The following is a 22,999-nucleotide window of genomic DNA, read 5'->3' as shown; positions in this document are numbered from 1 at the left end:
ATCGGCCGGCAGGTCTGGCCGGTGGGCGCTGGTTTGTGGGGTCTCCAGAAGCCAGATGGGAGTCAACATGAGCGTGGGAACCACCATGAGTTCGCAACCCGTGTCCGTCAAGACGACGGACGCCCCCACACCGTCCATGGTGTCGATTGCCAAGCGGCAGCGGCTGCAGGATATCGTTTTCCATCGGCTGACCCAGAGCCTGTCGCTGCTGGTGCTGGTGGCGCTGCTGGGCATCATCGTCTCGCTGTTCATTTACGCGTGGCCAGCTTTCCACAAGTTTGGCATCCAGTTCATTTGGCGCGCTGAGTGGGACATCATCAATGAAGAATTTGGTGCGGCGATCGCCATCGTCGGCACCCTCGCCAGTGCGGGGATTGCACTGCTGATTGCCGTGCCGCTGGCATTTGGCATTGCACTCTTCCTGACAGAAACCTGCCCCGTGTGGCTGCGCCGTCCGCTCGGCACAGCGGTGGAGTTGCTGGCGGCCGTGCCGTCCATCATCTACGGCATGTTCGGTCTGTTTGTGTTTGCGCCGTTGTTCGCAGACCATTTCCAGGTACCGGTGCAAAAGCTGCTCGGGTCCATGCCGTTGATCGGCTTCCTGTTTGGCGGCAGTACCAACGGCTTTGGCATCCTGGCTGCTGGCATCGTGCTGGCCTTCATGGTGCTGCCCTTTGTGGCGGCCGTGATGCGCGATGTGTTCGAGATCGTTCCCCCCATCCTGCGCGAGTCCGCCTACGGCCTGGGCTGCACGACCTGGGAGGTGGTGCGCCGGGTGGTGCTGCCCTACACGCAAAAGGGCGTGATTGGCGGTGTGATGCTGGGCCTGGGTCGGGCCTTGGGCGAGACCATGGCCGTCACTTTCGTGATCGGCAACGCCAACCGCATGCCCACCTCGCTGTTCTCGCCCGGCACGTCCATCGCATCCACGTTGGCCAATGAGTTCGGCGAAGCGGCGGACTTCCACTTGTCCACACTGTTCGCCCTGGGCTTCCTGCTGTTCGTGATCACGTTTGTGGTGCTGTCGGCCGCCAAGATCATGCTGCTGCGCGCCGAGAAGGCCAAGGGCCTGTAAGCCCTGCAGCCCGCTCCCGACCCTCTTCAGAGACAAGCTCCATGGAATTCAATCAACAACTCTACGCAAAGCGCCGCCGCTCCAACGCCATTGGCCTGACCCTGTCACTGGGCGCCATGGCACTGGGCCTGTTCGTGCTGCTCTGGATTCTGAGCGTGCTGCTGTCCAACGGCTTTGCTGCCTTGGACTGGAACATGTTCACGCAGTCCACTCCGGCGCCCGGTTCCGATGGCGGCGGCTTGGCCAACGCCATCGTGGGCAGCCTGCTGATGGTGGGCTTCACGGTGCTGGTGTCCACACCCATCGGCGTGCTGGCGGGCGTGTACTTGGCCGAGTACGGCGACCAGAGCAAAACCGCCGAACTGACCCGCTTTGTGACGGACATCATGCTGTCGGCCCCTTCCATCGTGCTGGGCCTGTTCGTATATGCCATTGCGGTCGCTACCGTGGGCAACTTCTCGGGCTGGGCGGGCAGCCTGGCGCTCTCGCTCATCGCCGTGCCGGTGGTGGTGCGCACCACCGAGAACATGCTGCGCCTGGTGCCCGGCAGCCTGCGCGAAGCGGCCTTTGCCCTCGGTGCACCGCGCTGGAAGGTATCGACCATGGTCACCCTGCGCGCTGCTCGCAGCGGCGTGATGACCGGCTTGCTGCTGGCTGTGGCCCGCATCAGTGGCGAGACAGCACCCCTGCTGTTCACCGCGCTCAACAACCAGTTCTTTAGCACCAACATGAATGCGCCCATGGCCAACCTGCCGGTCGTGATCTTCCAGTTTGCGCTGAGCCCGTACGAGAACTGGGTTCGCCTGGCCTGGGGCGGTGCGCTGCTCATCACGCTGTCGGTGCTGATCCTCAACGTCGTGGCGCGGGTGTTCCTGCGCGAAAAGAACCGCGTGTGATTCCCTTTGCTGATCCGGCCAACGCCAACGCCATCGACAAGACTGCCTCCATTTTCAGGAATTGACAATGAACGCCACTGCTACCGCCACTGCCAGCAAGAACGCGCTGGAGCTGCGTAACCTGAGTTTTTTCTACGGCAAGTTCCAGGGCCTGCGCAACGTGAGCCTGGACATCGCCGAGCACAAGGTCACCGCCTTCATCGGCCCCTCGGGCTGCGGCAAGTCCACGCTGCTGCGCACGCTCAACCGCATGTACAGCCTGTATCCCGGCCAGCGTGCCGAGGGCTCCATCAGCTTCTACGGCCAGGACATCCTGGACCCCAAGCAGGACATCAACCTGCTGCGCGCCCGCATCGGCATGGTGTTTCAGAAGCCCACGCCGTTCCCCATGTCTATCTACGACAACATCGCGTTTGGTGTGAAGCTGTACGAGACGCTGAGCAAGAGCGAGATGGACGACCGCGTGGAGTGGGCACTGTCCAAGGCCGCACTGTGGACCGAGGTGAAAGACAAGTTGCACCAGAGCGGCCTGTCGCTCTCCGGGGGGCAGCAGCAGCGCCTGTGCATTGCACGCAGCGTGGCGGTGAAGCCTTCGGTGCTGTTGCTGGACGAGCCCACCTCGGCGCTGGACCCGCTGTCCACCGCCAAGATCGAAGAGCTGATCGACGAACTCAAGCACGACTACACCATTGCCATTGTGACCCACAACATGCAGCAGGCCGCGCGCTGCAGCGACTACACCGCCTACATGTACCTGGGCGAGATGATCGAGTTCGGTGCCACCGAGCAGATCTTCTTCAAACCCGAGCGCAAAGAAACCGAAGACTACATCACCGGCCGTTTCGGCTAAGGAGACAGCAGATGCCCGATAAACATCTTTCGTCCCAGTTCGACAGCGAACTCAACAGCGTCTCTGCCCGCGTCATGGAAATGGGCGGTCTGGTGGAGTCTCAGATTCGCCAGGCGGTGTACGCGCTGTCGCAATTCAGCCTGGAGGCCGTGGAGACGGTGGCCTCGATGGAGACCCGCATCAATGCGATGGAGGTCGAGATCGACCAGGAGCTGTCCTCCATCATCGCCCGCCGCCAGCCCACCGCGCGCGACCTGCGCCTGCTGCTGGCCTTCTCCAAGGCCACGGCCAATCTGGAGCGCATGGGCGACGAGGCCAACAAGATGGCGCGCATGGTGCGCTCCATCATCGAAGGCGGTGCGCCGCGTTCGTTGCCATCGAGCGACCTGCGTGTGGCAGCCGAGCTGGCCTCGGGCCAGCTGCGCAAGACGCTGGATGCATTTGCGCGGCTTGACGTGAAGGCGGCGGTGGCCATCCTCAAGGAGGACGACCTCATCGACAAGGAGTTCGACGGCTTCGTGCGCAAGCTCATCACCTACATGATGGAAGACCCTCGCACCATCTCGCCCAGCCTGGACCTGCTGTTCCTCGCCAAGGCCATCGAGCGCATTGGCGACCATTCCAAGAACGTGGCCGAACTCATCATCTATCTGGTCAAGGGCAAGGACGTGCGCCACACGGCCCTCGACGAGATCGAGTCCACAGTGCTGTAAGTACGGGGCGCTGATTCACCATGAGAAAGCTTCCCCGTGTCCTCATCGTGGAGGACGAACCCGCGATTGCCGAGCTGATTGCGGTCAACCTGCGCCACAACGGTTTCCAGCCCTTCTGGGCGGAAGACGGCGACAGCGCGCAGCGCGAGCTCGATGCCGTGCTGCCCGACGTGATCCTGCTGGACTGGATGTTGCCCGGGCAAAGTGGTCTGTCGCTGGCGCGCAAGTGGCGTGCCGACAGCCGCACCAAGCCTATCCCTATCCTCATGCTCACCGCCCGAGGCGACGAGCCTGACAAGGTGGCCGGGCTGGACGCCGGTGCCGACGACTACATCACCAAGCCTTTTTCCACGCAGGAGCTGCTGGCCCGCATCCGTGCGGTGCTGCGCCGCCGCGCACCCGAGCAGGTGAGCGACAGCGTGAGCATTGGCGAGCTGGTGCTGGACGCCGCGACCTACCGGGTCACCTTCCAGGGCCAGCCCCTGAAGGTGGGGCCCACCGAGTTCAAGCTGCTGCATTTCCTGATGAAGCATGCCGAGCGCGTGCACAGCCGCTCACAGCTGCTCGACAAGGTGTGGGGCGACCATGTCTTCATCGAGGAGCGCACGGTGGACGTGCACGTCAAGCGCCTGCGCGAGGCCTTGGGTGCGGCGTCGGTGATGGTGGAAACGGTGCGCGGCGCGGGCTACCGTCTCACTGCGCAACCTCAGGTGCCGCTGTCGGCCTGATGGGGCAGGCGGGCAGCCGCCTGTGAGTGATGAGACGAGCGCGATGGCTGCTGTGCAGCGGGCCACTGCGGCCGGCATGCATCGGCAGTGGCGATGGATGGATGTGATGGATCAATGGGCGCGCGTGTCGCGCCCCTGGTGTTTCTGAGAAGGCTTTGCAATCCGCATGCTGTGGCGTATTTCGTTTTTCCTGCTGTGGCAGTTGGCGGGTGGTGGCCTGGGGTGGTGGCAAGGCGGGCCCTGGGGCGCCGCGCTGGGGGCCGCCATTGCTGCCTGGGCGTGGTTCGTCTGGGACCTGCTGCGGGGCGTGCGGGTGCTGCGCTGGTTGCGCACCGGCGACCTGGCATCGGTGCCGTCCATGCGCGGCATCTGGGGCGAGGCTGCGGACCGTGCGCGGCGGCTGCTGCGCAAGCAGGAGGCGCAGATTCGGGACAGCCAGGACCGGTTGCAGGAGATCCTGGCCGCCCTGCAGGCCTCCCCCAACGGCGTGGTGCTGCTGGATGCACAGGGCCGCATCGAATGGTGCAACCAGATGGCGGCCAACCAGTTTGGCTTTGACGCGCAGCGCGACGTCATGCAGTCCATCGGCAACTTGCTGCGCAACCCGGAATTCACCGCCTACTTCGCCGCCAAGGACTTCACCAGCGACGTGGTGCTGGAAGGGCGACTGAGCACGCCGTCCCGGCCGGTGCGCATCTCGGTGCACCTGCACCCTTACGGCGACGGGCGCACGCTGCTGCTGTCGCGTGATGTGACGGCATTGGAGCAGGCCGATGCAATGCGGCGCGACTTTGTGGCCAATGTGTCGCACGAAATCCGCACACCGCTCACAGTGCTGACCGGTTTTGTTGAAACCTTGCAGACCCTGCCACTGAGCGCCGACGAGCGCTCGCGCTACCTGGGCATGATGGCGCAGCAGGCACAGCGCATGCAAAGCGTGGTGCAGGACCTGCTCACGCTGTCGCGGCTGGAGGGCAGCCCGCTGCCCGGCATGGCCGAATGGACGCCGGTGCAGTCACTGATGCAGCGCTGCGAGGAGGAGGGGCGCGCCCTGTCGGCACTGCTCACGCAGAACCAGCAGCGCCCGCATGCGATGCGCTTTCCGGCGGCTGACCTGTTGCGGGCCGAAGGCGAGATTGCGGGTGTGCCTGCCGAACTGCAAAGCGCCTTGTCCAACCTCGTCAACAACGCGGTGCGCTACACGCCCGGCGGTGGTTCCATCGAGGTGCAGTGGCTGCGCAAGGAGGACGGCAGTGCCGTGTTCTCCGTGCACGACACCGGTCCCGGCATTGCGCCCGAGCACATCCCGCGCCTGACGGAGCGCTTTTACCGGGTGGACCGCAGCCGTTCGCGCGAGACCGGGGGTACCGGGCTGGGCCTGGCCATCGTCAAGCATGTGCTGCAGCGCCACGGCGCCACGCTGGACATTGCGAGCACGCTGGGCAAGGGCTCGGTGTTTTCGGTCACCTTCCCGGCCAACCGCTTGCGGGGTTTTGCCCTGCCGGGCTGATGGCTCGCCAGAGCATGGCGACGAACAGCAGTGCGGTGACTGCAAGTGCCGCAGCGCTGGCCGCCCAGAAGGGGGTGGGCGAAGCCATATCCGACCAAGGCCCGCTGCCTCCATAAGCCAACCAGTAGCCGCCGGCCAGGCCCGCGCCCCACAGCAGCGCGCAGTACACCACCAGTGGCGCCAGCGTGATGCGGTAGCAGCGCAGCACGAACACGCACAGCGTCTGCACCGCATCGGCAGCGTGGTACGCCGCCACCCAGACCAGCACCGCGCCGGACACGGCTGCCACGCTGGCGTTGTCGGTGTAAATCTGGCTGATCGAGTATCTTGCTATTAATAAGATAGCTGCCAGGGCAACACCCACTAGCGCAGCCAGCGAAAAACCCATCAAAACCACTTGGCGGGCGCGCTGCGGCTGCTGTGCGCCCAGCCAGTAGCTCACCCGCGCACTGGTGGCGATGGACAGCGACAGCGGCACCATGTACAGCACGGCGGCCATGTTGGCAGCGATCTGGTGAGCGGCCGCCGACGTGGTGCCCTGGCGCGCGATGAACAAGGCCATCAGGGTGAAGGAGGTTACTTCCACCATCACGGCCAGGCCTGCCGGAATGCCGAGCTTGGCAAAGCCTGCAATGGTGGGCCAGTGCGGGGGCTCCATGCAGCGCCACAGCCCCAGAGGGGTATAGATGTCCTGCGTGCGCAGCAGCCACACCGCCAGGGCCAGCATGCTGCAGTTGACGACCAGCGTGGCCCAGGCGCAGCCCACTACCCCCTGCGCGGGCAGGCCCCCGCCGCCAAAGGTAAACCACACCGACAGCGGCAGCTTGATGAACAGCGAGCCCACCTGCAGCCACGTGACCAGGCGCGGATGGCCCAGGGCCTGGTTGAGGGTGCTGTAGATGCGGAACAGCAGTGCGGGCGGGAGTGCCAGTGCGAGCACGGCCAGATAGGTTTCAACCTGTGGGCGGAGCGCAGGCGGCACCTCCGTCCAGCGCAGCAGCGGGCCCGGCGACAGCAGTACTGCCATGCCCAGCACAGCCGCCGCAGCGCACAGGTACAGGGCCTGCCGCAGTGACCGGCCCACGGCTTCGGGCTGTTGCGCCCCGCGCTGTTCGGCCCACACGGGGAGCAGGGCCTGCAGCACGCCCATCAGGGCAACGTACACACTGATGAAAATGGCCGACCCGACGGACAGCGCAGCCAGCGACGATTCGCTGTAGCGCCCCGCCACAATGGTGTCCGTCACCCCGAAGGCCATGACCGCCAGTTGCCCCGCCAGCACGGTCACGGCGTGCCGGGTGATGGTGGACAGCTCCGACATCAGCGAGCCGGGGCCACGCGGCGGAACAGCAGCAGGTTTTCGTTCTTGTCGGTGGGGCGGGGCAGGGTGGTCCGTGCATCCCACAGCTCAGCGCGGACCATGCGCTCGGACGCGGGCCAGGAGGCGCTGTCCACCAGCAGCCACTGGCATTCATCCTGCAGGCCCGCGCGCTGCAGCGACAACTGTCCATGGAACTGCAGCGCCGCCACCTGGGCGCGGTTCAGTCCCACGGTCTGAATGCAGCCGGGGGCTGGCCCCAGGGCTGCCACCACACTGCGCACCTGCGGACCATAGCTGCGTGCGTAGTCCAGCAGGGGCAGCCACAGGGTCATCAGCAACAGCCAGCCCAGAGCGGCACCGCCCGCGGGCAGCACCAGGCTTTTCCAGATGGGGGCCCGGTTGCGGGACGCGCGCCACCAAGCCAGGCCACACCAGCCCACGGTGGCCGCCACGGCCACCAGCAAAGCCAGCACCGAAAACTGGGGCACAAACCCGGGCGCCAGTTTGGCCACGTTGGCGGCGGGCTTGGCAGGCACCCCGGTCTGCATGGCGATCCAGATCACCCAGATCGCGAGGGCCGAGGCAGTGAAGAACAGCAGCGTGAACCAGTCAATCAAAGCCCCTACACTGCGGCGCAGCGTGGGCAGGGCAAAAGCTGCCAGCGCAGCCAGGGCGGGGAGGCCCAGCAGCAAGGCCCGGTCCGCCGGCTGGGTGGTGATGGTCGCGCCGATGGACACCAGGGTGAACCAGAGGGGCACCAGCAGGTGCCGTTGGCCCGGGCAGCTGAAGATCTGCTGGCGCCAGCGCCACAAGGTCCACAGGGCCAGTGGCCAAGCCGGCCAGCCAAACCACAGCAGCAGGCGCGCAAGACTCAGCCAGTCCTTGCCGCCCCCATCGAACCCCACAACCCGCCAGCGCCACAGGTCCAGACCCTGGGCCAGTACAGCCGCTACCAGGGTGGAAGCGGCCAATACGGCAGCCCAGCGCCAGCGGCGGTCGGTGTTGCTTGCAGGCGCAAACAACACCAGCGCCGCGCCGCCCACGCCTAGCAAGGCCGTGAGGGCGGGGGCTCCGGACAGCGTGAGTCCGGCCATGCCCAGCACCAATGCCACGGCTGGCGCTACGGTGCGGTGCGGCATGGCGGCCACCGCAAAAAACAGCAAAGCGGTGCAGCCCAGCTGCGCCAGATAGCTTGTGACTTCATGCGACAGCTGCGCCAGGCCCAGGCAGGCGATCAGCGCCAGCAAGGCGCCATCAGCAATCGCACGCGCATAGTCCAGTGGGGAAGCCTCCCCGCCAAAAGCAAACGCAACCGGTTGGGCACCCGGGCTGCGGGCCAGGTAGTACACGCCATACCAGGTGGCCATCAGGGTGATGACCAGGAGCGCGATGAACGGCATGCGGGCCGCCATTTCCGGCGACAGCCAGGACGGTGCCATCTGCACGGCCCAGGCGCCCAGCCAGTAGGGCAGCAGACCTTCGGTTTCGGGGGGCATGCCGCCGAGCAGCGGACTGAGCCAGGGAGTGCGTCCCTGGGCCAGCTCCAGCATGTAGCCAAAGGCGGTGACGTCTGCGTTTTTCCACGGATCGCGGCCCACGAAGCCAGGCACTACGTAGGCAATGCAAAGCAGCAGCAGCGCCCAGCGGGGCAGCGGGCTGACGGCGTTCTGGGTAACGATGGCGGGGGTGGGTGGAGTCACGCGGCAGTGGGCGGCTGGGCAAAGGAGCCACCGAGAATAAAGGCAAAACCCATGAAAAAAGGCAGCCCGGTTGCCCGGGCTGCCTTTTTGGGGGGATCGCAGGGGCGAATTACTTCGCTGCGGTCTTGCCGAAACGGTTGCGGAAGCGTTCCACGCGGCCACCCATGTTGTCCACCGACTTTTGCGTGCCGGTGTAGAAGGGGTGCGATTCAGAAGAAGTATCCAGCTTGAACAGCGGGTATTCCTTGCCTTCGTGGGTTTCGGTTTCCTTGGTGTTCACGCACGAGCGGGTCACGAACTTGAAACCGTTGGACAGGTCCACGAACAGAACTTCGCGGTAGTTGGGGTGAATGCCTTCTTTCATGATCTTCCTTTGAGTCAACTGCGGGAGCCGCACCGGCCAGTCCGATGTACTTTCCGCAAGAAAAAGCCCTCTATTATTGCACAGACGGCGATTTGCTCGATTTCGCTCTGGCAGCGTGCCTGGGAGGATGACCTGGCCCAGGCCAGCGCCGCCGCACAAGCGCCTCAGTGGGTGTTACCCGCCACGACGCATCATGTCGAAGAAGTCCACATTGGTCTTGGTGGCCTTCATGTTCTTGATCATGAGCTCCATCGACTCGATCTCGTCCATGTTGTACATGAACTGGCGCAGGATCCGGGTCTTCTGCAGGATCTCGGGCGCCAGCAGCAACTCTTCGCGGCGCGTGCCGCTCTTGTTGAGTTCGATGGCGGGGAATACGCGCTTTTCGTACAGGCGGCGGTTCAGGTGAATTTCGCAATTGCCCGTGCCCTTGAATTCTTCAAAGATCACTTCGTCCATGCGGCTGCCGGTATCGACCAGCGCGGTGGCGATGATGGTGAGCGAGCCGCCTTCTTCGACCTTGCGGGCTGCGCCAAAGAAGCGCTTGGGGCGTTGCAGTGCAGCAGCGTCCACACCGCCCGACAGCACCTTGCCGCTGGAAGGAACGACGTTGTTGTAGGCGCGAGCCAGGCGGGTGATGGAGTCCAGCAGTATCACTACGTCCTTCTTCAGCTCGACCAGGCGCTTGGCGCGCTCGATCACCATCTCGGCCACGTGCACGTGGCGGGCAGCGGGCTCATCGAAGGTGGATGCAATGATGTCGCCCTTGACCGTGCGCTGCATTTCGGTCACTTCTTCAGGGCGCTCGTCCACCAGCAGCACCATCAGGTGCACGTCGGGGTTGTTGGCGGTGATGGCGTGGGCGATGTGCTGCATCATCACCGTCTTGCCGCTCTTGGGCGGCGCCACGATCAGCGCGCGCTGGCCGCGACCGATGGGGGCGATGATGTCGATGATGCGGCCGGTGATGTTCTCGTCGCCCTTGATGTCGCGTTCCAGGCGCATCTGCTCCTTGGGGAACAGCGGCGTCAGGTTCTCGAACATCACCTTGTGCTTGTTCTGCTCCGGCGGGCCGCCGTTGACCGAATCCAGCTTGGTCAAGGCAAAGTAGCGCTCGCCGTCCTTGGGCGTGCGCACTTCGCCTTCGATCATGTCACCAGTGTGCAGGTTGAAGCGGCGCACCTGGCTGGGGCTGATATAGATATCGTCGGTGCTGGCCGTGAAGCTGGTATCAGGGCTGCGCAAGAACCCGAAACCGTCGGGCAGGATTTCCAGCACACCATCCGCAAACACCTGCTCACCCGCCTTGGCGCGCTTCTTGATGATCGCAAACATCAACTCCTGCTTGCGCATGCGGCCCGTGTTTTCGATTTCGAGTTCTTCGGCCTGCTTCAGGACTTCAGACACGTGCAGTGCCTTGAGTTCGTTTAAGTGCATGGATTGACTCCTTGGCGGAGCTGGTATGAATCTTGGGGGAGGTGGGCTGATGCCGAATGGGCTGCTGTTTGCAGGTCCGGCTCGCCAGGGATCTTGGTCCGGCTGCCAATGCATGCAGCCCGGTGATCTGTAGGAATTATGACAGGAAAAAATGCGGGGGCTTCAGAGGCGCAACGCCTTGCCTTGCAAGGCTGTCCGCTGGTTGTTCACCCGCAGGTCTATCGCTCAACGAAAAAAGCCCCAGCGGCGGTGTTGCCGAGGGGCTTTGGAGAGGAGGTCAGGCCAGTTGCTGGTCGATGAAAGCGGTCAATTGGGCCTTGCTCATCGCGCCGACCTTGGTGGCGGCCAGCTGGCCGTCCTTGAACAGCATCAGGGTGGGAATGCCGCGAATGCCGAACTTGGCAGGGATCTCGCGGTTCTCGTCCACGTTCATCTTCGCGATTTGCAGTTTGCCCTGGTAGGTGCCTGCGACTTCGTCGAGGATGGGGGCAATCATCTTGCAGGGGCCGCACCACTCGGCCCAGTAGTCCACCAGCACGGGGGTGCTTGTTTTCAGCACGTCGGCTTCGAAGCTGGCGTCAGAGACATGTTTGATGAGTTCGCTGGCCATGGCGGATTCCTTGTTTTTGATCAGGTTGGGACCGGTGTACGTATAAAGTCTGGGCATTGTGACAGAAACCAATCCCCCATTCACCGGTATGGCCGGGGCCTGCGACGCTATGACTGTCATAGCGAAAAGCGATGATGGCGCAGGCTGGAGCTTGCACCTGTGGCAACGCGCTCTGGCCCAAGTGGCGGCCCATGCCAGCGCCCGGGGCGCTCATCTGGCCCGCACCGTGGTGCTGGTGCCCTATGCCCAGCTCATGCCCTGGGGGCAACGCCTGTGGGGGCAGCAGTTCCCGCAGGGCTTTGCTCCGCGTTTCGAGACGACCCGCAACTGGGCGCGCCAGCTGCAGGGTTTTGAGCCGTCGGCCGATGATTTTGCGGGCGACGCTGCGCGCGACACCCTCACGGCCCGCACCCTGCTGGACCGCGTGGGGCAGGGCGCCCTGCGTGAAATGCTGGCCACCCCACTGCAAGAGGCCGCCGCCCAGTTGGCACCCGCCGTGGCGGCCGTGCCCCCGGCGCAGCGGGCGGCCTGGGGCGATGCGGCCCGCAAACTCCTGGCCACCGCGGATGAAGGCAGCAGCCTGCACTACGAGGCCCTGGTCGCGCGCCTGGCGCTGGAATGGGTGCTGGCCTCACGGCATGCCACCGATGTGTTATTCGAGCCCGGTGTGCGGGAGGCCGTGGATGCGCTGGTGGTGCTGGAGGGCTTTCAGTCAGATGCTTTGCCCCAGGCCCTGTTGGCCCATTGGGGCGAACGGGGCGCTTGCATCGTGCTGCCATCGCTGCTGGAAGACGCTTCGGCGCCACCCCAGCGTGCCTTGCACGCTGCCACCGATGCCGAAGACGAAGCCCACCGCGCAGCCGCCTGTGTCCTCCGCCACATCCGCCATGGCCGGGTGCCTGTTGCGCTGGCGGCCACCGACCGCGCGCTCATTCGCCGTGTGCTGGCCCATCTGGACAGCAGCGGTGTGCTGGTGCGTGATGAAAGCGGATGGATTCTGTCCACCACCCGTGCGGCGTCTCGCGTCATGGCCGTGCTGCAGGCTGCCGCGTGGAATGCCTCGTCCAACGATGTGCTGGACTGGATCAAACACACCCCCGCGCTGATGCCGGGAGAGATCAACCGGCTGGAGCAGTGGCTGCGCAAAGGCGTGCTGCAGCACTGGAACGCAGCCTCCGCCCAGGACCTGAGCGCACAGCCCCACCTGGCCCGCACCGTGGCCACGGTGGAGACCTGGCGCGACACCTTGCGCGCTGCGCGTCCCTTGGCGCAGTGGCTGCCCGCTCTGCGCGCCGTGCTGGAGCAAGCGGGGCAATGGCAGGGCCTGCAGGCCGACCCGGCAGGCATGCGCGTGCTGGCGGCGCTGCGCCTGCAAGACGGCCAGCAAGCGGAGCTGCAAAGCTGGGGCGACAGCGTGGGCCGCCGCATGACGCTGGCGGAGTTCACCCGGTGGGTGAAGGACGTGTTGGAGGCTGGGCGCTACGTGGCCTCGCAGGCCGCTGATGCGCCCGTGGTGGTGTTGCCGCTGCCCCAACTGCTGGGGCGTCCCTTTGCTGCCGCCGTGCTCCCCGGTTGCGATGAGAAACGCTTGCAGGCCGCTCCGGAGCCCACCGGAGACTGGTCCCAGGTCCAGCGCGAGGCCTGGGGTTTGCCCACGCGCCAGTCGTTGGAGGCCGCGCAGCGGGCCGCCTGGGCCTATGCCCTGCGCGTGCCGGTGGTGGATGTGCTGTGGCGCACGGGTGACGAAGGCGGTGAGCCCCTGCTGGCCAGTGCCTTGGTGCTGGCCCTGCAATTGGATGGCGCAGCATCAACCGGCGCCGATCACCGCACTGCACGTGATGTGGTGGCAACGCCCACGCTGCGCCCCCTGCCGGTGGGCCGGGCCCTGCCCGTGCGGCAACTCTCGTCCACCGCCTATTCAGACCTGCGCCACTGCCCCTACCGCTTCTTTGCCCAGCGCCAGCTCGGCCTGCGTGAGGCCGACGAGCTGGACGCCGCAGTGGACAAGCGCGACTTTGGCAACTGGCTGCATGCGGTGTTGCAGCGCTTTCACGAAGACCTGCGCGATCAGCCCACCGACGATGCGGGCGAGCGCATGGCCCGCATGGACGCCGCCGCCGAAGCCGTCACGCGCCAGCAGTGCCTGCACGAAGGTGACTTTTTGCCCTTTGCCGCAGGCTGGGCGCAGCTGCGCGACGGCTACCTGCACTGGCTGGCCGGACACGAACAGCAGGGCGCGACGTTCCGAGAGGCCGAGGTCAAGGCCCGCCAGCCCCTGGGCGACCTGGAGCTGATCGGCACCATCGACCGCATCGACGGTGTCTCCAGCACGGGCGAGCCTACGGTGCTGGTGATTGACTACAAAACCGAAAGTGACAGCGTCACCCGCCAGCGCATCAAGAGCGGCGCAGAAGACACGCAGCTGCCGTTCTACGCCGCGCTGTTGCACCACGACACGCTGCGCGCCGCCTACGTCAACGTGGGTGAGCGCGGCGAGACGCAACTGCACGAGCAGGACGAGGTGGTGCACCTGCGCGATGTGCTCATCGAAGGCATACAGCACGACATGGCCCGCATCGCCGCCGGGGCGCCGCTGCCCGCGCTGGGTGAGGGCTCGGTGTGCGAGTTCTGCGCCGTGCGCGGCCTGTGCCGCAAAGACTATTGGGCAGATGCCGAACAGGCACTGCCCGCGCCAGAGACGCCATGACCGAGAGCATTTCATCGCCCACCCAGGCCGCCTACGAACACAACGGCCGCCCCATCACGCGCGAGGCCTTCTATGCCATTGCCTGCGACCCCGCCCGCAGCGTGGCGGTGGAGGCCTGCGCTGGCGCGGGCAAGACCTGGATGCTGGTCTCGCGCATGCTGCGGGCGCTGCTCGACGGCTGCGCGCCGCACGAGATATTGGCCATCACCTTCACCAAAAAGGCCGCGGGCGAAATGCGGCAGCGCCTGCAGGAATGGCTGGAGCAGTTCAGCCACAAGCCGCTCGATGAACTCACTGTCGAGCTGATTGCACGCGGAATCAGCCCCCAGGGCGCACTGGACAAGCGCGAGGCGCTACAAAATTTATACCGCCAGCTGCTCGAAGCAGGCCGGCCGCCGCAAATCCGCACCTTCCACAGCTGGTTTGCCGCGCTGCTGGGCACGGCCCCGCTGGCGCTGCTGCAGCAGCAAGGCCTGCCCGCGCACTTTGAGCTGCTGGAGGACGATGCCGAGGCCGTGCGCGAGGTTTGGCCGCCTTTCCTGCAGACCGTGGCTGAGAGCGCCAGCCTGCGCGCCGACTACGAAGCTGTGGTGGCCCGCCATGGCAGATCGCAAACGCACAAGGCGCTAGCCGCCGCACTGGTCAAGCGTGTGGAGTTTGACCTGGCCGACGCGGCGGGTGTGGTCGATGCGTCAGTGCCACCGTTCCAGCAGGCGTATCCCGACCTGGCCGCTTTAGCCGAGCCTGCCGAGGCTCTGCAGACCGAAGCCGCCCTGCAACGCTGGCGCAGCCGTGCCAGCGCTCTGGGTGCTGAGTCCAACAAGACCCCGCAAAAGGCAGCGGACGCCATCATCGACGCGCTGGCCTGTCCCGACCTGAACCAGCGCCTGGACATGCTGCGTAAGGCCATGTTCGTCGCCAAGGAAGACCGCCTGTCGAAGAACCTGGAGAAGTTCCCCGCCGCGCAAGAAGCCGAGCCCGAGCTGCAGCGCCTGCTCACCGCACGCCGCCAGCACGAGGCCTGGCAGCACCAGCAGCGCATGGCCCGGCTGGCGCGTTGCCTCATCGCGCAGTTTGCTGCCGTCAAGCAGCAGCACGGCTGGGTGGACATGAACGATGTGGAGCGCACGGCCCTGGTCATGCTGGCCGACCCCGTCCTCTCAGGTTGGGTGCAAGAACGGCTTGATGCGCGCATCCGCCACCTGCTGGTGGATGAGTTCCAGGACACCAACCCGCTGCAGTGGCAGGCGCTGCACGCGTGGCTGGCGGGCTATGCGGGCTCGGGCGGCGGCTCTGCCGCGCCCAGCGTGTTCATCGTGGGCGACCCCAAGCAGAGCATCTACCGCTTTCGCCGGGCCGAGCCGCAGGTGTTCATTGCTGCACAGGCCTTTGTGCGCGACGGGCTGGGCGGTGACCTGCTGAGCTGCGACCACACGCGCCGCAACGCTCAGGGCGTGATTGCCGCCGTCAACGCCGTCATGGGCCAGGCCCAGGCGCAGCAAGAGACCAGCGGTTTTCGTGACCACACCACCGAGTCGAAGCACCAGGGCCAACTGCTGCGTCTGCCCGCCATCATCGATGCGGATGACGACAGCCCAGGTGCCGCCCGCGACCCGCTGGCCTGGCGCGACAGCCTGACCGAACCCCGCCACGAAGCCGAAGAAACCCAGCGCATGCGCGAATGCACGCAGGCCGCCGCCTGGGTGGCCGCACAGATTGCCAGCGGCACCCCGCCCAAAGAGGTGCTGGTGATGGCCCGCAAGCGCGACCGCCTGGCCAGCATGCAAGAGGCCCTGCGCGCCCTGCACCTGCCCTGCGTGCAGCCCGAAAAGTCCGACCTGTTCGACGCGCCCGAGGTGCAGGACATGGTGGCGCTGCTCGATGCGCTGGTCTCGCCCACGCACGACCTGTCGCTGGCCCGTGCGCTTAAGTCGCCCCTGTTTGGCCTGGGCGACGATGCGCTGGTGGCGCTGGCCGTGCTGCGCCGCCAGCCTGAGCATGCAGGTTGCAGTTGGTTTGATTTGCTATTGAAAAGTGAGCTGCTTGCGCCCGCTTTACAGGCGCTGGGGCCTGTTTTGGTTCAATACCAGGGCTGGGTGCAGCGCCTGCCACCGCACGATGCGCTGCACGCCATCTACGAGCATGGCGATGTGCTGGCCCGCTTTGCCGCCGCCGCGCCCGCCACCCAGCGCCAGGCCGTGCAGGCCAACTTGCGGGCGCTGCTGGCCGCCGCGTTGCAGCACGACGGGGGGCGCTACCTCACGCCCTATGCGTTTGTGCGGGCCATGAAAAAGGGCGGCGTGCGCGCCCCCGGCCGGGCCGATGCGCAGGCCATCCGCCTGCTGACAGTGCACGGTGCCAAGGGGCTGGAGGCCGATTGCGTGCTGCTGCTGGACACCGACACCCGCCCGCAAAAGGCCGAAACCATGGGCGTGCTGGTGGACTGGCCCGGCGAGCAGCCCGCGCCCTCGGCGTTCATCTTTTTGGCCAGCGAATCCAACCCGCCCCCCAGTGCCGAGGCCACGCTGACCGCCGAGCAACAGGCCCGCAGCCGCGAGGAGCTGAACATGCTCTACGTGGCCATGACGCGCGCCAAGCACTGCCTAGCGCTGTCGTCGGTGCAGCCCGGCAACTCTTCCCCCGGCAGCTGGTGGAACCGGCTGGCTCCGCTGGTCACCGAGGTAGATCTGCAAGCCCAGGCCCACGCAGAGCATGGCGCAGAGGCCGCTGCCCCCGCTGATGCACCGCAAACCTTCACCATCCCCAGCCTGCCCGCGCTGCCCGAGTCGCTGCAAACCGCGCGCGTCCACACCGCTGCCGGGCTGGAGGGCGATGCCCCCGTGGCCATGCCGGGCGATGCGGAATCGACCCCGCTCTCGCGCCAGGGCGATGCCATGCACCAGCTGCTGGAGCAGGCAGGCGTGGCCGGTGCCCCGCTGGCCGATGTGCGTGCCCATGGCTGGCCCGCTGCGCGCCTGGCCCGCCTGGCTGCGGACCACGACATCACCCCCGCCGCCGCCGAGCAGGCCGCCCGCATGGCGCAGGCCATTCTGGCAGGCGAGGGCGCCTGGGCGTGGGATGCGGCACTGATCCAGACCGCCATCAACGAAGCCCCGCTGCACTACCAGGGCCAGAGCCTGCGCATCGACCGGCTGGTGCAGCGCCGCGCCGTGCAGGCCGATGACGCCCTGGCAGGCTGGTGGGTGCTAGATTACAAAAGCGCCACCCAGCCCCAGCGCCAGCAGGCCCTGGTGGCGCAGCTGCAGCGCTACAGCGAAGCCGTGTCGGCACTGATGCCGGGCGAGGCCGTGCACGCGGCCTTCCTGACCGGCGATGGGCGTTTGGTGATGGTGGGCGATGCGCCGAATGTTGCGGGGGGATCGGTCGCCACGCCGTCTGCGGTGGGGCATACTTCGGCCCCCGTTGCGCCAGTGGCCCCCGCTGCACCGGTTGCCCCGACAAAGTCCGCACGCGTCCGCACTGCGCTCGGGCCCGAGGATTCACCGCAAGGCTCCTTGTTCTGAGCCGTTTTTCAACCCTCCGGCAGCGCAACGTTCCTCATTTTCAGCAAGGCCCTTCCGTGTCCTACTCCATTTCTCCTTCCGATACACCCACCCTGTCTGTGGAGACCTTGCAGTGCGATGTGGCCGTCATCGGCGGTGGCCCGGCGGGCCTGATGGCCGCCGAGGTGCTGGCCCAGGCGGGTGTGTCCGTGCATTTGTTCGACGCCATGCCGTCCGTGGGTCGCAAGTTCTTGCTGGCAGGCAAGGGCGGGCTCAACCTCACACACTCCGAACCGCACGAGCCCTTTGTGGGACGTTATGCGGCGCGCGAGCAGCAGATCGAGCCGCTGGTCCGCGCCTTTGGCGGCCCCGAGCTGCGCGCCTGGGCGCAGGGGCTGGGGGTGGAAACCTTTGTGGGCACATCGGGCCGGGTGTTCCCCACCGACATGAAGGCCGCGCCGCTGCTGCGCGCCTGGCTGCAGCGCTTGCGCGGGCAGGGGGTGCTGTTCCACATGCGCCACCGCTGGCTGGGTTGGGCCGACGAGGGCGCGCTGCGTTTGGCCGCTCCGGCCGGCGAGGTGCGTGTGGCCGCCAAGGCCGTGGTGCTTGCACTGGGCGGCGGCAGCTGGGCGCGCCTGGGGTCGGATGGTGCCTGGGTGCCGCTGCTGGCCCAGCGCGGGGTGGCGGTGGCGCCGCTGCGCCCGTCCAACTGCGGTTTTGACGTGCTGCGCGCTGATGCCCCGTTGGGCGAAACGCGCCGCGCCTTTCTGCAAGAGCTGCTGGGCCGCACGCCCGCCCCCACGGTGGGCTGGACGCCGCATTTTTCCGAGAAGTTTGTGGGCCAGCCATTCAAGACCGTGGCGCTGAGCTTCACCGACAGCCAAGGCCGCAGCTTCAGCCGCCGGGGCGAATTCGTGGTCACAGCCACGGGGGTGGAAGGCAGCCTGGTCTATGCCGCGTCGCACCTGCTGCGCGACGAGGTGCAAGCCCATGGGCACGCAACGTTCCATCTGGACCTGTTGCCCGACCACAGCCCTGAGCGCGTGCTGGTGGAAGTGCGCCACCCGCGCGGCTCGCGCTCGCTCTCCAGCCACCTCAAGAGCCGTTTGGGCCTGGACGGCATCAAGGCGGGCACCCTGTACGAGCACCTGGGCAAAGACGGCATGAACGACCCTGTGGCCCTGGCCCACGCGATCAAGGCCCTGCCCATCACCGTGGTTTCTGCGCGCCCGCTGGACGAAGCCATCAGCACGGCGGGTGGTGTGGCGTTTGAGGCGCTGGACGCGCACCTCATGGCCACGGCCTTGCCGGGCGTGTTCTGCGCAGGGGAAATGCTGGACTGGGAGGCGCCTACCGGCGGCTATCTGCTCACCGCCAGCATGGCCAGTGGCCGCGTGGCGGGCCAGGGGGCGCTGCAGTGGCTGGGCCGTCCTGCAGGCAAGTGAACAGAATCGAGAGGGCTCTGCCTTCGTCGGCCTTTGAGTAAGCCCTGCGAACCGGCTGCGGGGCGGGAGCTTTGAAGGAAAGAGAGCGTTTGCGCGACCGCGCAAAAAAGAAGAAGTTGACGAGCCTTACCCCCGGCACTGACTCCACGGTTAGGGCTGCTTGGTTCCCCACCTGACCCGGTTGGCCGCTTCACCATGCGAGGAGGCCCGTCACCGCTGATTGTACGTCGGATGAAGGCCCTGATTTTTCAGTGGCTGTTTTGTTTGCCCTGGCGGTGCCAGGGGCGCCTGGCCCAACCCGTAGAATCGCCCGCATGTCCTACCTCGTGCTCGCCCGCAAGTACCGCCCTCGCAATTTCACCGAGATGGTGGGGCAGGAGCATGTGGTCCAGGCCCTATCGAATGCGCTGACCCAGCAGCGCCTGCACCACGCCTACCTGTTCACTGGTACGCGCGGTGTGGGCAAGACCACGGTGTCGCGCATTCTGGCCAAGTCGCTCAACTGCCAGGGGCCGGATGGCAACGGTGGCATTACCGCCACGCCCTGCGGCGTATGCCAGGCTTGCACCGATATCGACAGTGGCCGCTTTGTGGATTACACCGAGCTGGACGCGGCCTCCAACCGGGGCGTGGACGAGGTGCAAAGCCTGCTGGAGCAGGCGGTTTACAAGCCGGTGCAGGGGCGCTTCAAGGTCTTCATGATTGACGAAGTGCACATGCTCACCAACACGGCGTTCAACGCCATGCTCAAGACGTTGGAAGAGCCGCCTGAATACCTCAAGTTCGTGCTCGCCACGACCGACCCGCAGAAGGTGCCGGTCACGGTGCTCAGTCGTTGTCTGCAATTCAACCTGCGCCCCATGGCGCCTGAAATCGTCCTCTCGCACCTCACGCAGGTACTGGCGACCGAGAACGTGCCTGCCGAGCCCCAGGCGCTGCGCCTGCTCTCACGCGCTGCGCGGGGCTCCATGCGCGATGCGCTGTCGCTGACCGACCAGGCCATCGCGTTTGGCAGCGGCCAGCTGCAAGAAGCGGGTGTGCGCCAGATGCTGGGCGCGGTGGACCGATCCTACGTGTTCCGCTTGATTGATGCGCTGGCCCAGGGGGATGGCAAGACCGTGGTCGAAACCTCGGACGCGCTGCGCATGAACGGCCTGTCGGCCGCCTCGACGCTGGAAGAAATGAGTGCCGTGCTGCAGCGCATGGCCGTGTTCCAGGCCGTGCCGCAGATGGCTGGTGCGGTGGACGCCGACGACCCTGAGGCCGCCGAAACCGCCCGCCTGTCTGCGCTGATGCCCGCCGACGAAACACAATTGCTCTACAGCCTGTGCCTGCATGGGCGCGGCGAGCTAGGCCTGGCGCCCGACGAGTACGCGGCGCTCACCATGGTGCTGCTGCGCCTGCTGGCTTTCAAGCCGACCGGCGGTGCAGGTGGCGCTGGCGAATCGGCTGAAAAAAAAACTCTGACGCGGGCTGAAACGACAGCCTCCAGCCCTGTTTTGACAGGTACCGTGGGTGCATCGGTCGCCCTGGCTGCGCCGATCGCTGCGGCTCCGCAGGCCTCGTCTGGAGCACCTGCACCCAAAGTCCCTGCGCCCGCTCCGGTGGCCGCGCCAGCGTCTGCTGCGTTGGCGCGCCCTGTCCCCGCTCCAGCGGATGACCCTGCGGCTGCATCGGTGCACGATTCCGAGCCACCCCCATGGCCAGGATCTGATGAACCGGGTGCGGTGGCTACGGCGCCAGCGCCTGCCGCAACGGCGCTGCCTGTGCGCACGCCCGAGAGGTTGGGGCAAAACCCCGGTGCAGTGCAATCCGTCAAAGCGCAAGGCGCTCCTGAATATGTAGCAATTCCGGTGCGCGAAGCGCCGGAGCCTGGCGAGCGGCTGCAGCCGCTTCCGCTGTCTGCACCTACCCCGGTCTCCGCCCGCTACACGCCCACCGAAGAGGGCGATGTCTGGCACACCACCGTGCAGCAACTGATCGCAGCCGAAGCGATCACAGCGCTGGTGCGCGAGCTAGCCCTGCAGTCGCAGCTGGTGGCCCGTGATGGGGGGCACTGGCTGCTGCGGGTGGAGCGTGAGTCGCTCAACCAGCCCACGGCGCGCGAGCGCCTGCGCGCTGCGCTGGAGGCGGCCGGCCACGCCACGCAGATCAGCGTCGAGGTGGGTGTGGTCATCGACAGCCCCGCCCGCCGCAATGCCGCTGCCGCGGCCGAGCGCCAGCGCCGCGCCGAGGAAATCGTGCACAACGACCCCTTCGTGCAATCGCTGATGCGGGACTATGGCGCGAGAATCGTGCCGGGCAGCATCAAGCCTGCATGACCGACCCTGAAGCCCTCACAAGCTCTGTTACCCATTCACTAGACTAGAAACCGAAAAGGAAACCACACCATGTTCAACAAAGGACAACTCGCCGGCCTGATGAAGCAAGCCCAGGCCATGCAGGACAACCTGAAAAAGGCCCAGGACGAACTGGCCTTCATTGAAGTCGAAGGCGAATCGGGCGCGGGCCTGGTGAAGGTGGTCATGACCTGCAAGCACGACGTCAAGCGCATCACCATCGACCCCAGCCTGCTGGCCGAAGACAAGGACATGCTGGAAGACCTGGTGGCGGCTGCGTTCAATGCGGCGGTGCGTAAGGCCGAGGAGACTTCGGCAGAGAAGATGGGCAAGCTCACAGCGGGCATGCCAGGACTCCCCGGCGGCATGAAATTCCCTTTCTGAGGCTGGCTACCGAGCGGGCGATCTGCGTCGTTGGGCGGTGCTCGCAATCCTCACGTACAGGAAGTACGTTCCGGTTGCTGTGCTCCGTCCGCCTAGCCTGGCAGGCGCTCGCTACGCCCCTGAGGGCGGGGTGTAAACGCTCCAAAGGCAGTCCTGGCGTTCTCTTCCACATCTGTTCGGGCTGATCTTGTCGAAGCCCGTCTCTGCGCGCTCTTCACATCCTTTCTGCATCGCTCGCTCCCATGTCCACCACCAACTCCCTCGATGTTCTGATCCAGGCGCTGCGCCGGCTGCCGGGGGTGGGGGTAAAGTCTGCGCAGCGCATGGCGTTTCATCTGCTGCAGCATGACCGTGAAGGGGCGCTGGCGCTGTCGCGCGCCCTGGGGGAGGCGGTGGGCACCGTGCATCACTGCGCGCGTTGCCATACGTTCACCGAGGCCGAGGTGTGCAGCACCTGCCTGGACCCCGAGCGCGATGCCACGCGGCTGTGTGTGGTCGAGACGCCAGCGGACCAGTCGGCGCTGGAGCGCACGGGCGCCTTCAAGGGGTTGTACTTTGTGCTGATGGGGCGGCTCAGTCCGCTGGATGGGGTGGGGCCGAAGGAGATAGGCCTGCACAAGCTCATGGACCGCGCCACGGACGGCACCGTGCAGGAGGTGATCCTGGCGACCAATTTCAATGCCGAGGGCGAGGCCACGGCCCATGTGATCAGCGAGGCGCTCAAGAGCCGGGGGCTCCATGTCACGCGGCTTGCGCGCGGCGTGCCAGTGGGCAGCGAGCTGGAGTATGTGGACCTGGGCACGATTGCGCATGCGCTGGTGGATCGCCGGTGACCTGGATGTGCCTACCTGCCTGTGAGCCAGTCCGCTGGCTGGCAAAGGTCTGCAGCTAAAATACTCTCAATTTAATAGCTGCCAGTGCTTGTGTTTGCTGCGCTGAGGCCTCAAAAGCATCAAAAAATGAATACCACCCTGCACGTCGCACGGTTTACCGTGGCCTATTGGTGTGTGCTGTTTGCCGCACTGCTGCCGATTGCCTGCGCCTGGCTGGCCAAAAGCGGCAACTTGGGCAGGTCCCGCAAAGAGGGCGGTTTTGACAACCACGACCCGCGCGGCTGGCTCTCGCGGCAGTCTGACTGGCGTGGTCGCGCCAACGCAGCGCAGGCGAACAGCTTTGAAGCGCTGCCTTTTTTTATCGGCGCGGTCATCATCGCCCACTTGCTTGGGGCGGGCCAGACGCTGCTGGACTTGCTGGCGCTGCTGTATGTGTTTCTGCGCATCTTCTACGTGATGATGTATGTGGCGGACATGCCAACGGCGCGCAGCGCGGTCTGGGCCGGTGGTTTTCTGGTCAATATCGCCATCCTGTTCATCGGATACCGTTGAGCGCGCCGGGGGCTTCTCGCTCCACCGGTGGT

The 22,999-nt window shown here is 66.0% G+C and carries 18 protein-coding genes and 1 other RNA gene; 13 read left to right on the top strand and 6 right to left on the bottom strand.

Going from position 1 to position 22,999, the window contains the following annotated elements:
• The first annotated feature begins 55 nt into the window (after positions 1 to 55).
• The 6 genes from pstC to phoR all read left to right on the top strand — a co-directional run bounded on the left by pstC (position 56) and on the right by phoR (position 5,772).
• The gene (gene pstC / locus ACODSM_RS18355; RefSeq protein ID WP_015013587.1) at positions 56 to 1,075 is read left to right on the top strand and encodes a phosphate ABC transporter permease subunit PstC; all 1,020 of its coding nucleotides are present in this window, start codon (positions 56 to 58) and stop codon (positions 1,073 to 1,075) included.
• 41 nt (positions 1,076 to 1,116) lie between these two features.
• Positions 1,117 to 1,971, top strand: a complete 855-nt coding sequence (pstA, locus tag ACODSM_RS18350; RefSeq protein WP_015013588.1) for a phosphate ABC transporter permease PstA — start codon at positions 1,117 to 1,119, stop codon at positions 1,969 to 1,971.
• A 67-nt stretch (positions 1,972 to 2,038) separates the two neighbouring features.
• Positions 2,039 to 2,821, top strand: a complete 783-nt coding sequence (gene pstB, locus ACODSM_RS18345) for a phosphate ABC transporter ATP-binding protein PstB (RefSeq protein ID WP_015013589.1) — start codon at positions 2,039 to 2,041, stop codon at positions 2,819 to 2,821.
• Positions 2,822 to 2,832: 11 nt separating this feature from the next.
• Positions 2,833 to 3,534, top strand: coding sequence for a phosphate signaling complex protein PhoU (gene phoU, locus ACODSM_RS18340; RefSeq protein ID WP_488806463.1), 702 nt, complete (start codon positions 2,833 to 2,835; stop codon positions 3,532 to 3,534).
• Between the two features lie 20 nt (positions 3,535 to 3,554).
• Positions 3,555 to 4,262 carry a phosphate regulon transcriptional regulator PhoB gene (phoB, locus tag ACODSM_RS18335; protein ID WP_015013590.1) on the top strand — a complete coding sequence of 236 codons (708 nt, stop codon included), beginning with the start codon at positions 3,555 to 3,557 and terminating at the stop codon, positions 4,260 to 4,262.
• 166 nt (positions 4,263 to 4,428) lie between these two features.
• A complete protein-coding gene (gene phoR, locus ACODSM_RS18330) occupies positions 4,429 to 5,772 on the top strand; it encodes a phosphate regulon sensor histidine kinase PhoR (RefSeq protein WP_015013591.1) in 1,344 nt (447 codons plus the stop codon).
• Here phoR and ACODSM_RS18325 read toward each other — a convergent pair.
• From ACODSM_RS18325 to trxA, 5 genes are all read right to left on the bottom strand, one after another.
• Positions 5,726 to 7,093 carry an MATE family efflux transporter gene (locus tag ACODSM_RS18325; RefSeq protein WP_488806462.1) on the bottom strand — a complete coding sequence of 456 codons (1,368 nt, stop codon included), beginning with the start codon at positions 7,091 to 7,093 and terminating at the stop codon, positions 5,726 to 5,728. The two genes, phoR and ACODSM_RS18325, sit on opposite strands and share 47 nt — an antisense overlap.
• Positions 7,093 to 8,793 carry a hypothetical protein gene (locus tag ACODSM_RS18320; protein ID WP_488806461.1) on the bottom strand — a complete coding sequence of 567 codons (1,701 nt, stop codon included), beginning with the start codon at positions 8,791 to 8,793 and terminating at the stop codon, positions 7,093 to 7,095. The genes ACODSM_RS18325 and ACODSM_RS18320 overlap by 1 nt, the downstream gene beginning before the upstream one ends.
• A gap of 109 nt (positions 8,794 to 8,902) precedes the next feature.
• Positions 8,903 to 9,157 carry a type B 50S ribosomal protein L31 gene (locus tag ACODSM_RS18315; protein WP_015013594.1) on the bottom strand — a complete coding sequence of 85 codons (255 nt, stop codon included), beginning with the start codon at positions 9,155 to 9,157 and terminating at the stop codon, positions 8,903 to 8,905.
• A gap of 174 nt (positions 9,158 to 9,331) precedes the next feature.
• Entirely contained in the window at positions 9,332 to 10,594 is a 1,263-nt protein-coding gene (gene rho / locus ACODSM_RS18310; protein ID WP_060987513.1) for a transcription termination factor Rho, read from the bottom strand.
• 277 nt (positions 10,595 to 10,871) lie between these two features.
• Entirely contained in the window at positions 10,872 to 11,204 is a 333-nt protein-coding gene (gene trxA / locus ACODSM_RS18305; RefSeq protein ID WP_295941403.1) for a thioredoxin TrxA, read from the bottom strand.
• Between the two features lie 109 nt (positions 11,205 to 11,313).
• Between trxA and ACODSM_RS18300 the strand changes: the two genes are divergently transcribed.
• Genes ACODSM_RS18300 through ACODSM_RS18290 form a run of 3 tightly spaced genes read left to right on the top strand, consistent with a single transcriptional unit; the run spans position 11,314 to position 18,859 of the window.
• Positions 11,314 to 13,911, top strand: a complete 2,598-nt coding sequence (locus ACODSM_RS18300; RefSeq protein ID WP_488806460.1) for a PD-(D/E)XK nuclease family protein — start codon at positions 11,314 to 11,316, stop codon at positions 13,909 to 13,911.
• The gene (locus tag ACODSM_RS18295) at positions 13,908 to 17,435 is read left to right on the top strand and encodes a UvrD-helicase domain-containing protein (protein WP_488806459.1); all 3,528 of its coding nucleotides are present in this window, start codon (positions 13,908 to 13,910) and stop codon (positions 17,433 to 17,435) included. The genes ACODSM_RS18300 and ACODSM_RS18295 overlap by 4 nt, the downstream gene beginning before the upstream one ends.
• A gap of 56 nt (positions 17,436 to 17,491) precedes the next feature.
• A complete protein-coding gene (locus ACODSM_RS18290; RefSeq protein WP_488806458.1) occupies positions 17,492 to 18,859 on the top strand; it encodes a TIGR03862 family flavoprotein in 1,368 nt (455 codons plus the stop codon).
• 115 nt (positions 18,860 to 18,974) lie between these two features.
• On the opposite strand, the gene ffs is transcribed toward ACODSM_RS18290, so the two are convergent.
• Positions 18,975 to 19,071, bottom strand: an RNA gene (gene ffs, locus ACODSM_RS18285) — signal recognition particle sRNA small type.
• A 102-nt stretch (positions 19,072 to 19,173) separates the two neighbouring features.
• Here ffs and dnaX point away from each other — a divergent pair.
• The 4 genes from dnaX to ACODSM_RS18265 all read left to right on the top strand — a co-directional run bounded on the left by dnaX (position 19,174) and on the right by ACODSM_RS18265 (position 22,967).
• Complete coding sequence (gene dnaX / locus ACODSM_RS18280; protein ID WP_488806457.1) at positions 19,174 to 21,180, top strand: DNA polymerase III subunit gamma/tau; 2,007 nt, start codon at positions 19,174 to 19,176, stop codon at positions 21,178 to 21,180.
• Between the two features lie 69 nt (positions 21,181 to 21,249).
• A complete protein-coding gene (locus tag ACODSM_RS18275; RefSeq protein WP_015013601.1) occupies positions 21,250 to 21,582 on the top strand; it encodes a YbaB/EbfC family nucleoid-associated protein in 333 nt (110 codons plus the stop codon).
• A 242-nt stretch (positions 21,583 to 21,824) separates the two neighbouring features.
• Positions 21,825 to 22,415 (top strand): recombination mediator RecR, encoded by a 591-nt coding sequence (gene recR, locus ACODSM_RS18270; RefSeq protein ID WP_209820408.1) that lies wholly within the window; start codon positions 21,825 to 21,827, stop codon positions 22,413 to 22,415.
• A gap of 126 nt (positions 22,416 to 22,541) precedes the next feature.
• Positions 22,542 to 22,967 (top strand): MAPEG family protein, encoded by a 426-nt coding sequence (locus ACODSM_RS18265; protein ID WP_488806456.1) that lies wholly within the window; start codon positions 22,542 to 22,544, stop codon positions 22,965 to 22,967.
• Positions 22,968 to 22,999 lie beyond the last annotated feature (32 nt).

It is taken from the genome of Acidovorax sp. FG42 (assembly GCF_057809195.1).
This window is presented reverse-complemented; position numbering and strand designations above follow the sequence as displayed.